Source organism: Cryomorphaceae bacterium, assembly GCA_007695365.1.
GTDB lineage: Bacteria > Bacteroidota > Bacteroidia > Flavobacteriales_D > SKUL01 > SKUL01.
In genome coordinates, this window is sequence record REDV01000066.1 from 1 (window position 1) to 12,527 (window position 12,527).

9 protein-coding genes are annotated in these 12,527 nt (G+C 49.8%); 3 read left to right on the plus strand and 6 right to left on the minus strand.

Translation table 11 applies throughout. The features are described from left to right. The 3 genes from EA392_04505 to EA392_04515 all read left to right on the plus strand — a co-directional run. Nucleotides 1–169 (plus strand): T9SS C-terminal target domain-containing protein (locus EA392_04505; protein TVR40061.1); only part of this gene is annotated, 169 nt, incomplete at its 5' end. A gap of 222 nt (nt 170–391) precedes the next feature. Next, nucleotides 392–829 (plus strand): hypothetical protein, encoded by a 438-nt coding sequence (locus EA392_04510; GenBank protein TVR40062.1) that lies wholly within the window; start codon nt 392–394, stop codon nt 827–829. Further along, complete coding sequence (locus EA392_04515; protein ID TVR40063.1) at nt 826–2,766, plus strand: T9SS C-terminal target domain-containing protein; 1,941 nt, start codon at nt 826–828, stop codon at nt 2,764–2,766. Before EA392_04510 ends, EA392_04515 begins: the two co-directional genes overlap by 4 nt. Nucleotides 2,767–3,061: 295 nt before the next feature. Here the strand turns inward: EA392_04515 and EA392_04520 are convergent, their stop codons facing one another. The 6 genes from EA392_04520 to EA392_04545 form a co-directional block, all read right to left on the minus strand. Continuing rightward, entirely contained in the window at nt 3,062–4,009 is a 948-nt protein-coding gene (locus EA392_04520) for a T9SS C-terminal target domain-containing protein (GenBank protein TVR40064.1), read from the minus strand. Between the two features lie 251 nt (nt 4,010–4,260). Beyond that, nucleotides 4,261–6,285 carry a CocE/NonD family hydrolase gene (locus EA392_04525; protein TVR40065.1) on the minus strand — a complete coding sequence of 675 codons (2,025 nt, stop codon included), beginning with the start codon at nt 6,283–6,285 and terminating at the stop codon, nt 4,261–4,263. A gap of 67 nt (nt 6,286–6,352) precedes the next feature. Then, nucleotides 6,353–6,790: a hypothetical protein gene (locus EA392_04530; GenBank protein ID TVR40066.1), complete on the minus strand. Its 438-nt coding sequence runs from the start codon at nt 6,788–6,790 to the stop codon at nt 6,353–6,355. Then, nucleotides 6,791–7,726, minus strand: a complete 936-nt coding sequence (locus EA392_04535) for a DUF58 domain-containing protein (GenBank protein TVR40067.1) — start codon at nt 7,724–7,726, stop codon at nt 6,791–6,793. A 74-nt stretch (nt 7,727–7,800) separates the two neighbouring features. Beyond that, complete coding sequence (gene trxA / locus EA392_04540; GenBank protein TVR40068.1) at nt 7,801–8,115, minus strand: thioredoxin; 315 nt, start codon at nt 8,113–8,115, stop codon at nt 7,801–7,803. Nucleotides 8,116–8,217: 102 nt separating this feature from the next. Further along, nucleotides 8,218–12,492, minus strand: coding sequence for a DNA polymerase III subunit alpha (locus EA392_04545; GenBank protein ID TVR40111.1), 4,275 nt, complete (start codon nt 12,490–12,492; stop codon nt 8,218–8,220). Nucleotides 12,493–12,527: the final 35 nt, after the last annotated feature.

Genomic DNA, 12,527 nt, shown 5'->3' on the forward strand with positions numbered 1-12,527 from the left:
GATTTACGACATCAACGGACAGTTGATCCAGAATGAAGGATTTGGCCACGTGGGCGACAGCGTAAGCCGACTGATTCACTTCAACAAGAACCTCGCTACAGGAATGTACATGGTTCACATCGTTGTGGATGGCGAGCGCTTTGCTACCGAGCGACTGATTGTGATGTAATCTACAAACCTGACAGCGTCCGGAGAGGATCTGTCAGCGTTTGTTGAAACCAATAGAGAAGCCCCCGGCGAGCAATCGTTGGGGGTTTTTCATGCGTAACACTTTGCGAGCAATAACCGTTGTAATAACTTGTTATCCACGGAAAAATAACCTAACTTGGCCGACATGAAATGGCTTGTTCACGCAATCACGTGGGTTTTGGTTCTCACTTTTTCTCCAACGTTGTGGGGACAAAACGAAGAATCAAATCAGACTGCAGTAGAGGTTATTTCGTCTAATCGGGATGACGTGAAGAAGGTCATCATCGTGTTGGAAGAAGCAGAAGGTATCACTGTAACCGGAATCGTCTCGAAAAACTGGATACATTTCACATACGAAACGGAAGCACAGCGAAAAGAGGCTATGAATCAGCTTCTGTTGAGAGGGGTTACCGTGAACCAAAAAGGAGGAATGCCTCTGGGTTATCCGCTACCTGTAAGCAATGAGGACCAATACTCTCAGCAAAAAAGTGAGTGGATTGAAGAAAACCAGGAGCTGTACCAGCAAATGCAACAACCAGGTGAACCCAACTCTATCACGCAGGATGAGTTCGATACCTTACCAGAAGAAAAACAACAGTGGATTTTGGAGCACCCTGATCATATCGTGATTGAACCATGAGGAAGTTGCTGCTTAATTCCATTTGCCTTTTACTCTTTGTGTCGCCTGCATTACTCAAAGGGCAATGCTTTAACTGCAATGCGCAATGGCCCACAGCCACTCAATCTACCGTATCCAATACACTGGTTACCGTAACCACCTGTATGAGGGGTGGTGAATATGCCGTGTTTAATGTAACTGCGGGTGAAACCTACACATGGACTACATGTGGTGGTGGCACCTGGGATACCCAGCTCACCCTTTTCGCAGGTGGTGCCCCAGGATGTCAGGGAGGCTCTTTGGCCTATAACGATGACTTTCCGGGTTGTGGACTGCTTTCAACCATTACGTGGACTGCCACTTTCACGGGAACAGTAAACGTATTGCTGAGTCGATTCAACTGCCAGAACCAAGCAACCTGTATGGGCCTCTTTTGGGCCTGTGTGTCTTGTGGAGCGGGCCCGGGTGGCAATTACAATAACCCCGGCGGAACCATCACAACCTGCGAGGGTAATTTCTACGACACCGGAGGGCCAACGGGCAATTACAGCAACAATGAATTTATCACCACCACTTTCTGTCCGGACGTTGCCGGCGAGTGCATCAACATGACTTTTTCACAATTCAGCATCGAAACAGGATGGGATTTTATGATTGTTTATGACGGCCCCAATACAGGCTCACCTGCAATCGGCACGTACACAGGGACATCACTAAACGGAATAACCCTTTCGGCAACCAATGCCTCCGGGTGTTTAACCTTTCTATTCGATTCCGATGGCTCGGTTACCTTCCCGGGTTGGGCTGCTTCCATCTCGTGCAATACGTGCGGGGTTCCTCCTCCGGCACCACCCACTGACTGCATAGGCGGTACAACTGTTTGCGATGACGCCACATTCTCCGGAAATAGCGGAGGCGCCGGGGCCATTGTTGATTTGAACAGCAGTAATCAGGGCTGTTTGTTGTCTGGTGAGAACCAAACATCATGGTATCTGTTCTCGCCTGCAACAGATGGCAATATAGGCTTTACCATATCTCCCGGAGTGGGTGTAGATTACGACTTTGCTGTTTGGGGTCCGTTTCCTGAAGGGAGCTCCTCGGCTGATATCTGTCCTCCTCCCGGTCCTCCTATCAGGTGCTCCTATGCTTCAGGGTTTAGTACCAACAATGCTACAGGAAGCTACGATACCGGAACAGGGCATGCTATTTACTCTGCGCCCCAGTTTGCTTCACCTTTCACAACATACAGTGAGGGTGCGGCGGGCAATGGCTGGGTTCCGGGGCTCAATGTTACTGCTGGTCAAGTGTATATCCTTGTAATAGACAACTTCACGTCCAACACTACGCCTTTCAACCTCAACTGGAATCTACAGAACGGAGCAACGTTAGACTGCACTCCCCTGCCTGTAGAAATGCTGGAGTTTTCGGGTTCACGCATTGAAAATACCAACGTATTACGTTGGAAAACAGCCACCGAAATCAACGCAGATTTTTACGAAATTCAGCGATCACTGGATGGTTATCATTTCAATGTAATCGGAACTTTACCGGCTGCAGGATTCACCACTTCCTTAACCTCGTATGTTTACCGGGATGAAGAACCACCCCATTCAGATTGTTATTACCGCCTCAAGCAAATCGACTTCGACGGGCGATACGAATTTTTTGGGCCTGTTATTATTGAACACAGAGAGTCCTCAACAAAAATCCTCAACCTGTATCCCAACCCGCTCACCTCAGATTTGCTTCAGGTAGAAATGAGCGCGCCACATGGTCATACGGTGCATCTTGAAATCATGGATGTCACAGGCAAACCACTCAGGGAGCTGCAGGTTGCCGTGGCCAAAGGCGTACATACCTTCGCAGTAGATTTCAGCTCCTACAGTCATGGAGTGTATTTCATCCGCTTTACCGATCAGATCGGCGCTGTGATAGACACACGACGAGTTGTGCGATAGACTTTATTTGGCTATACAACCTTCGTACTTTCTATGTGTCATAAATTGCATATAGGCTCAAGGGAGGTATCACAAGGTTGTTTACATAAGAATGGTTCCCATCCTTACGCAGGCCATTCAAGAGCAACAACAACTCATTGAAGAGCTTAAGCAGGTGATTCAACAGCTCAACCAACGTCTGGACGTCGTTGAATCGGGGCAACCGTCGGAGTAAGTACGGGCTGTAATGATTCCCATAAAAACTGGCTGAGCGCATCGCTCTGAAGGCCAATTCGTATCTTGGTTATAAAATAAATTACCGCACTATGACCAGCTTAGTGTTATTCAAAATCTGATTGTTTTGGCGTACTGTTGCGATATACAGGCCGCCGGGCAAGTCTTCGCATCGCATCGTGTAATATGCTTCGTTCTGCACCACAGCGTGCTTCACCAAGGCCCCCGTAAGGCTGTGCACAGCAATATCAACCTGACCTGCTACTTCTGACAAATTAAATTGCACAAGGTCCACAGCCGGGTTGGGGTAGATGGTAACATGCGGCACATCATGTTCGTTCTCAATACCAACGGTAAGCATACACGAATTGCCATCATTACTTCCAAAATAAGTGGTTTGGTTCTGGCTATAGCAATGAAGATTATATCCACATTCGAGTGTATGAGGAATGGGAGCAAATAAGCCTTTCGAGCTACCTACCCCTTCAATGAGCTCCATTTCAGAATCAATATCCATTCCTCCAAGCTGAAAACGCATGTAGTAACCGCCTTCCACTTCGATACTATCCATGCCCATCACGACGGTGTTGCCCCAAGGGTTGGTGGTATTAGTAATGGGCAGTGTATCACCGACGGATAGATTAAAATCGTGCAACAATTCTTCGCCCACCCCATTTGCGGGACGGAAAAATATTTGCCGGTTCTCAGAGCGCAAATAGCCCAGGAGATCACTGTAGTACTCTGAACCGCTACAATATTCCGGAGGATCATTCTCGTAATACATTCTTGAGACAACGCCTTGTTTGTAGAGACTTACATAGGTCAACCCATCGAAAATTGCTTCGCCTTCAATGAAGTAATTGTACAAGTCGGTCTCAACACACGGATAGGGTATTGCGCAAGACGTACTTTCTTGCCAAACGGGGTTGTTCGCAAAATAGGAGTTTGGCTGCGCTTGCGTGAAACAACAATTGAAAACAAACCCCAATAAAATAACGGTTTTGGACAAGAAGTTACGGCTGGAACACATAACTGTTTGATTTGTTGCGTGCAAATTAGCGTTTTAATTCGGAGCACCAATATTTATTTCGCATTTCATGAATTCTTTGCAGAGACTCATTCTTTCAGGCCGGAGGACTTAAGGTCTCCGGCGTAGCGGGATGCTACACCGAACATCCGTTATTAAACTTGTTAAGCAAGGCTTCCTCGCCTGAAGAAGTTCATTCGGCAATTTGGGAATTTGCCTACAAAGCAGACGGCTAATTAAAATAATGACTCTACCTACCTCACCACCGGCAACCATACCCTCGATGGGGTGTCCTCGCCCTGATGTAGTTTAAACTGAATATCGCTCCGCAGTTTTCCTTCGCGGAAATAGGCGGGATTGATTTCAAAATTGCCGTAATCAAGCCCGGCCACGTTGATGCGAATGCGGCTGCCCTTTCGGAATTTCCAGCCCACAGGCATCAAGTCGAAACGCAAAAGCACGGGTTCGTCGCCGGCAAACACTTCCTGGTTCTCGTATTCGGGTGTAAAGCCGTGCCAGGGCAAGTCGGGCTGAGTTTGGTATGCAACACCCAACTGAGCGGCAAGTTCACCCTCCCTATGCCACGATGCCCGTAGTTGACCCTCAGTGATGTACCACGACTTTCCTTTTCGGTCCACCTCCTCCAGGTACACAAATACATCCACGTTCCTTTCGCTGCTGCTCACCCAAAGTTCCACAATGGGATTGCCGATGATTTCCATGTCCTCATTGAGCACCTCGCTGTTAAAAGTGGTGGCATGCCGGGCCATTTTTGAGCGCTCCATGGGTTTACGCGGCGTTCCCGATGCCATGGTCCACCGGTTTAAAGAGCGTTTGCCATAACCCGAAGTGTGCAGCGTGTCCACATTCACCTCGATTGTTTGTTCCGGCAAAGGCGATTGAGAAAGCTCATTCTCTCCTAACAAAAACGCAAGCGACTCCGCGGCCGGCGGCGGCCAAGAGAGGTGCTGCTGCCAGTTGCCGTGCATGGTAAAAAGGGTTACAGGAGGCTCGCTTTCCCATCCGTTTTCAATACCCTTCAAATACCTGTCGAAAAACCGCAGGTGAAAAAGCGGCAGTACATCACTGAGCTTTTCGTCCATACCCGCAAACTTCCGGTGCTTCTTGCCCAGCCTTGAAGTATGAAATCCTGGAGTAATCAACATTTTGTGATTGCCCAAATCTTGCGACGAGGCAAACAATTGAGTGGTCCCCCTTAAAAAACCATCGAACCACCGCCCGATGTGAAAAACAGGTATGCCGCTTTGGTGTACATTCTCCAGAAAATAGCCGGGTGCCACATCCCGGTAGGTAAAGCCTTCAAACCCGGGGTGGGTGGTTTTGCTATCGAAATACGCAAAGTCTTCGCCCATCAGATCTTTTACCGTTAGGTTGCCCAGATGTTCGCGTGTAGCCCGCCAATAAAGGTGCGACTCTCGCTCCTCACCATCTTTGTACACAGGTCGCGCGTCATCTTCAAACACGCGGTCGTCTATGAGCGGCCATTCATCATCTATCCTGCCGTCGCCGTCCTCGTCAACCACTGGGGCCGAGGGCACGTAAAAGCGACGCATGTCTGAGTAATTGAGGTTCATGTGCTTGAGTCGTTCGCTGAAAGACTCCATCCAGCGTTCTGCTACGATGCCGCCGGGTTTGAATGAGGCTGTGTACGACTCCATAAAAATCACCTCAGGTGCTATGCATTTCAGCGCTTTAGGTTGTTGAGCAGCCGTGGCAAATTGCGCCCATGCCATGTAGGATTTACCAATCATACCCACATTTCCGTCGGAAAAGGATTGTGCGGCAATCCATTCAATCAGGTTCTTGCCATCCTCTCCGTGCCGCGGGTCCAGTGGCATCTGGGTACCAAAAGAGGCTCCGGTTCCACGCATATCGGCCGCAACCACTGCATATCCGTGCTTAAGCAGCAAACTCACGGAGGGCGAGTAACGTTCCTGATCCAAAAGCGGACGCCAACCCAATCCGGTCATCCACGCCAGGGTCCTGAACACAAATCCAACATTAGGACCGATATAAGCCCGACCGTAGGGAGTCATCTTCAACACCACCGGAAAAGCTTCTCGATGAGTACCTTCGGTGGGAATATACACATCCACAGCGAGCCGCACCGAATCGGGCATCCACACGTATTGGCTGCTGCGTTCGTAACTTTCAAAATCCGGATTGTCCGGACTGTCATAGCGCCAAAAATCCTTCCCCTGACCGTATAGAGACAGAGATACAATCCAAAACAAGGCAAGGGCAAAAAAGGGTTTCATAGCGTGAAGCAAGGGGGATTAACTATTGAACACCACGGTGCTTTGAATGTTTTGTTGTACGGAAATTTCACTCTTCGGCGGAGGCAAAACGCTCAGTGTAATCAACAAATGACGCTTCAAGCTGGTGTAATGCAGCCATGGCTTCGTCGGGGCTTGAAGCCTGTTTAAGAGCTTCCGTAAACGCGATGTGTGGATGCAGCCACGCGTGCAGGGTGTCGTGCGCAACACCTTTCATGCTGCAACTGGCAATCAGTTTGTCATTGTGTTTCTCCATGGCCCTTGCAAACATATGCACAGCAGTATCGCCATGTTTTACAAAGGACTCAAGCAAGCGGTGTCCCTCGCGGATGTGTTCATCCATGTGTTGCTCAACCAGCCATTTACCGTTGACCGGATGGTCCGGGATGTGGTTTTTTGCCGTATCGTCCTTTTCTGGCGAAGAGCACGACAGCGCCCAGGATGCTATGAGTGCAGAAAATACTATTGGTTTCAACGCATTCATCATTTACACCATTTTGCTTCTGCGAATAAGGTACTGGAGCAGCACCTTATCAAAACCTTCGTTGATATCGGCCTGCACATAGTCAATGTGGTACTGACCACAGCGTAATTTCAGCTCCTGCGTAAATGCCCGGACGGCTTCAAGGTACTTTTCGCGCACCTGGCTCGGATGCGCTTTTACCTGCTCACCGGTTTCCATGTCAATAAAAGTAATGGGGCGGTTTTCGAATTCAAAATCCAGCTCACGGGCTTTGTCCACCACATGAAAAAGAATGACTTCGTGCTTGTTGTAGCGCAAATGCTGAAGGGCCGAAAAGAGTTCTGTGGAGCGCTCCGAATTGTCGAACATATCTGAAAAAATCACCACCAACGAGCGTCTTGGAATGCGTTCGCTCACTTCGTGCAGTGCGTCCACAGCTCCTGTTTTGCGATCTTTTTGGTAAGCGTCGGGCTGAATGAGTTTTTCCAGCTCGCCAAACACAAAGCGGTGGTGGGCGGCGTTGCCCTTTGCGGGAATGTGGCTCAGTATGGCCTCTTCAAATACCGACAAACCCACAGCATCGCGCTGCTGGCGCAACAAACTGGAAAGTGCCGCGGCGGCGTAAACGGCAAATTTCACTTTGTTCATGGGTCCGTCCTGGTCGGGCGAAACTTCAGGAAAATACATGCTCGAAGACACATCCAGCAAAACCTGACAGCGGAGGTTGGTTTCCTCCTCGTAGCGTTTTACAAAGAGCTTTTCGGTGCGCGCATAGAGTTTCCAGTCAATGTGGCGGGTAGATTCGCCCGTGTTGTATAGCCGGTGCTCGGCAAACTCAACAGAAAAACCGTGAAACGGACTCTTGTGAAGGCCGGTAATAAAACCTTCTACCACCTGATTGGCAAGAAGCTCCAACGGACTCAGTTCCTGGTATTTGTTTCTGTCAATGTAAATAGCCATACTCGGATGTTGAAGCCTGCCGCGTTTCACAAAAAAGGGGGGCACGCCCCCCTCTTTCATTTGCCAGATGCACTTTAAAGATGGTTATTGATTTTTTCTGCGAGAACGTTTTTAGGAACAGCCCCTACTGATTTGTCAACGATTTCGCCATTCTTGAAAAACAAGATGGTAGGGATGTTTCGGATTCCATATTTGGAGGAAATACCGGGATTGTGATCAACGTTTACTTTTCCTACGATGGCTTTACCGTCGTAATCGTTGGCGAGCTCTTCCACAATGGGACCTACCATTCGGCAGGGGCCACACCATTCTGCCCAGAAATCAACCAAAACCGGTTTATCTGAGGCGATAATTTCTTCAAAATTTGCTTCTGTGAGTTCTAAAGCCATGGCTTGTATTTTAGATTAGAATTGATGTAAAGGTACTCTGTTTTGGCCTGAATCAAAAACTTTACCGCTGCGAAAAATCGCGACACTTTGTCATTCTAAGCGTCAATTCAGGCGAAAAGTGACGCCCTCCATATCCTGCAATTCCTGAATCAGACGGTCGGTTAGTTCTACGCTCGTATTTTTGGATGGCAGGGTAATTTGTGCTTTGGCCTGGAGGTCGGTTACTTCCACTTTTACGCGGCATCCGCCTTTGGAGCTCTTCAACAAATCTGTCAACTCATTAACCCTCTTTTCGTTGAGCGTTTCCAACTGGAAAGATATGGTGATGGAATTGGCCATTTTTTCACGCACTTCGGTCAGCAATTCCACGGAGTGAATTTTCATCTCCAAATCATTCGGAACCTTGCTCCATTTCTTCTCCACCACTCTTCCACGCACAAACACGAACATATTTTTGTCAATGCGATGGCGGTTTTTCATGTAGTCATCGCCAAAGAGGAAAAACTTCTGCGAAGCGTAAAAGTCCTCAATCTCAAAACTGCCAAACGGTTTTCCACTCTTGGTGCTTCGGTGTTCTGCGGACGTTATTAAACCGGCAAAGGTAAGTTCGAGGTTCTTGTAGCGCTCAAGGTCGTTGAGTTGCTCCAGGTTCACTTTGCAGAACGTATCAATCTCCAACTGAAAGTCATTGAGCGGGTGTGCAGAAATGTACATTCCCACTACCTCTTTCTCCCGACTCAGCATTTCGAGGTTCACCCAAGGCTCGGTTTCGGGCGGTTCGGGGGCCTTCACCTCTACCGAAACCGTATCGCCAAACAAATCCGGCGGGGCATCTACGCTGGTCCTCATAGCCTGCCCAAACTTGATGCACTCTTCCAGGTAGCTCACGCCGTCGCCACTGGTACCAAAGTACTGTGAACGATAGAGGCCAAACTCATCAAATGCTCCGGCAAGCGCCAAACTCTCCAGACATTTCTTGTTGGCCGAACGCAAATCAATACGGCTTATGAAGTCGGTAAAATCCTGAAAGCGACCTCCTTCTTTGCGCGCTTTCACAATGGTATCTACCGCCGAGCTACCCACGCCTTTTACCGCGGCCATTCCGAAGCGCACCGCGCCCTGCTCGTTTACCGAAAAACGCAACTTGCTCTCGTTTACGCTCGGGCCCAGTACCGGAACTCCCATGCGGCGGCACTCCTCCATAAAGAAGCTCACCGACTTAATATCGTTCATGTTGTTGCTCAACACCGCTGCCATGTACTCGGCGGGAAAATGGGCCTTGAGGTAGGCCGTGTGAAAAGCCACCAGTGCGTAACAGGTTGAATGCGATTTATTGAAAGCGTAGGAGGCAAAAGCTTCCCAGTCTTTCCAGATTTTTTCGAGGATCGTTTGGTCGTGACCGCGCGCCACACCCTGATCAAGGAATTTGGGCTTGAGGTCGGCCAGCAGTTTGAAATTCTTTTTACCCATGGCTTTCCGGAGGGTATCGGCTTCACCTTTGGTAAAGCCCACGAGCTTCTGCGACAAACGCATTACCTGCTCCTGGTACACCGTAATTCCGTAGGTTTCTTCAAGGTACTCCTGACATTCGGGCAGGTCGTACTTGATTTCTTCGCGGCCGTGTTTACGACTGATGAAAGATGGAATGTACTCCAGCGGACCCGGTCTGTATAGGGCGTTCATGGCGATCAGGTCAGCAAACACTGTAGGCTTCAGGTCGCGAAGGTGTTTCTGCATGCCGGCACTTTCGTACTGGAAAATGGCCACTGTTTCGCCCCGCTGAAAAAGCTCGTAGGTTTTTTCATCGTCCAGCGGTATCTCGTCGGGAATGATCTCCACCCCGTGCCGTTCCTTGATAAGCTTTACGGCGTCTTTGATGATGGTAAGCGTTTTGAGCCCCAGGAAGTCCATCTTGAGCAAACCGGCATCTTCGGCCACAGCGTTGTCGAACTGCGTGCAGTACATTTCCGCATCCTTGCTCATGGCAATGGGCACGTAGTTGGTGATATCGTCTGGTGTGATGATGACCCCACAGGCGTGAATGCCCGTGTTCCGCACCGAACCTTCAATCACGCGTGCCTGACGGATGGTTCGTCCTTCGGGAGTCTCGGTATCGGCGAGCTTTATCAACTCTTCTACCTTGCGGAAGTCATCGTCATTGCGAAGCATTTCCTTTAAGGCCTTGTTGTCCTTTCCGAAGAGTTTTGACAGTTTGGTCATATCCGGCACCAACTTGGCTACCCTGTCTGTATCGGCAAGGGGCAGTTCAAGTACGCGGCCGGCATCGCGGATGGAGGATTTGGCTGCGAGGGTTCCATAAGTAATAATCTGCGCCACCTGATTGGAGCCATATTTTTCAATCACGTAGTTGATCACCAACTGCCGACCTTCGTCATCAAAGTCAATATCAATATCAGGCATGCTCACCCTGTCGGGATTGAGAAAACGCTCAAACAGCAAATCGTAGGCTATGGGATCCACATTGGTGATACCCGTGCAATAGGCAACCGCCGAACCCGCAGCCGAACCACGACCTGGTCCTACCGACACACCCATCTCGCGCGCCGCCCGGCAAAAGTCCTGCACAATGAGGAAGTAGCCCGGATAACCGGTTTTGGCGATGGTTTCCAGCTCAAAATCAAGTCGCTCCCGGATGGCATCGGTCAATTCGCCCCAGCGCTCTTTGGCCCCTTCGTAGGTTAGGTGGCGCAAAAAGGCATTCTCGCCGCGTTTGCCGCCATCCTCATCATCTTCGGGGTGAATAAACTCCTCCGGAATTTCAAACTTGGGCAGCAACACGTCCCGCTCCAAAGGATACGACTCGCACTTCTCTACGATTTCGTGGGTGCAGGCAATGGCCTCCGGAAGGTCGGCAAAGAGCTTCTTCATGGCCTCCGCCGGCTTCAGGTAAAACTCGTCATTCGGAAACCCAAAACGGAACTCCCGACCACGCTTGCCCATGTATTTTTTGGGTTTAGACTGGTTTTCGGCGTCTTTAATACACAAAAGCACATCGTGCGAATCGGCGTCCTCTTTGTGGGTGTAATAGGTGTTGTTGGCAGCCACGTACTTCACCTGGTGTTTTTCGCAAAATTCAAGCAGCGTGGTGTTCACCACTTGTTCTTCTTCCAGTCCGTGGCGGTTCAGTTCGGCGTAAAAGTCCTCGCCAAATTGCTCTTTCCACCACACGAAGGCTTCTTCGGCCTGGGCCTTACCTTCGTTAAGTATTTTGTACGGCACCTCGCCCCACAGTCCGCCGGTGAGGGCAATCAGGTCGTTTTTGTAGGTCATGAGCAACTCGCGATCAATTCGGGGCACGTAGTAAAAGCCCTCCGTAAAGGCATAGGAACTAAGCTTGGCCAGATTGTGATAGCCCTTTTTATTTTTGGCCAGCAGTACCACGGGAAAGCCATCGTCTTTCACCGATTTATCGAGGCGATTTCGGCAAATATTGATTTCGCAGCCGAGAATGGGCTTGATGCCCGCAGCCAATGCCTTTCGTACAAACTGAAAGGCGGCCATCATGTTGCCGGTATCGGTAACTGCCAGCGCGGACATGTTTAGTTTTACGGCTTGATTGACCAACGCATCCACACTAGAGGTTGATTGCAAGATGGAGAACTGAGAGTGGCAATGCAAATGGGCATAGGGTGTTTCTTCCAACGTTGCGCTCACTGCTTCGGTGGGCACGTCCAGCTCCACTTCGCGCGGTTGAGATTCCTCTTCCTGCTGAAAATTGGCCGCTTCCAGTACCGGAGCCTCGTATTTCAGTGCGGATGGATCAGGAACCTCGTCCAGCGGAATGACCTGTCGTGTTACCAGCGCAAAGAAGCAGCGCGTGGTGGCTTCTACGTCGTAGGCCGCATCGTGCGCTGCTTCAAAAGGTTTTCCGAAGAGTTTTTCATGAAGTTCGGTAAGCGTGGGCCACTTGTATTTTCCGCCTTTTCCACCGGGAAGCTGGCAAAAATCCGTTGATAGATCCTTGGTATCGAGCAAGTCGGCCTTCAGCATCACCTCGTGGTTCCTTCCGGCGCGGTGAAGCTCTCCGGCCACGATGTTCACATCAAAACTTACGTTATGACCCACCAGATACTTCGCTTGCGAGAAGTCGCGCGCAAAAGCATCAAGCACCTCATCCAAAGGCTGTCCGTCGCGCTTGGCCCGTTCGGTAGATATCCCATGAATTTTCACCACGTTAAAGGGAATATCATACCCGTCGGGATAGACAATCAGGTTGTTCCGCGAGAGCAATTTTCCGGTGGCGTCGTGCAGTTGCCATGCCAGTTGCACCATGCGGGGCCAGTTGTCGGAATCGGTTACTGGGGCATTCCAATCCTTGGGAACGCCGGTGGTTTCAGTATCAAATATGAGGAACATGCCGTAACGGGTGGGGTTCAATTGTACAAAGGTTC

What these genes read in the sequence shown, in the direction of transcription:
- EA392_04515 (TVR40063.1), top strand. Translation starts at nt 826, where the DNA reads ATGAGGAAGTTGCTGCTTAATTCCATTTGCCTTTTACTCTTTGTGTCG.
- EA392_04520 (TVR40064.1), bottom strand. Translation starts at nt 4,009, where the DNA reads ATGTGTTCCAGCCGTAACTTCTTGTCCAAAACCGTTATTTTATTGGGG.
- EA392_04525 (TVR40065.1), bottom strand. Translation starts at nt 6,285, where the DNA reads ATGAAACCCTTTTTTGCCCTTGCCTTGTTTTGGATTGTATCTCTGTCT.
- EA392_04530 (TVR40066.1), bottom strand. Translation starts at nt 6,790, where the DNA reads ATGATGAATGCGTTGAAACCAATAGTATTTTCTGCACTCATAGCATCC.
- EA392_04535 (TVR40067.1), bottom strand. Translation starts at nt 7,726, where the DNA reads ATGGCTATTTACATTGACAGAAACAAATACCAGGAACTGAGTCCGTTG.
- trxA (TVR40068.1), bottom strand. Translation starts at nt 8,115, where the DNA reads ATGGCTTTAGAACTCACAGAAGCAAATTTTGAAGAAATTATCGCCTCA.
- EA392_04545 (TVR40111.1), bottom strand. Translation starts at nt 12,492, where the DNA reads ATGTTCCTCATATTTGATACTGAAACCACCGGCGTTCCCAAGGATTGG.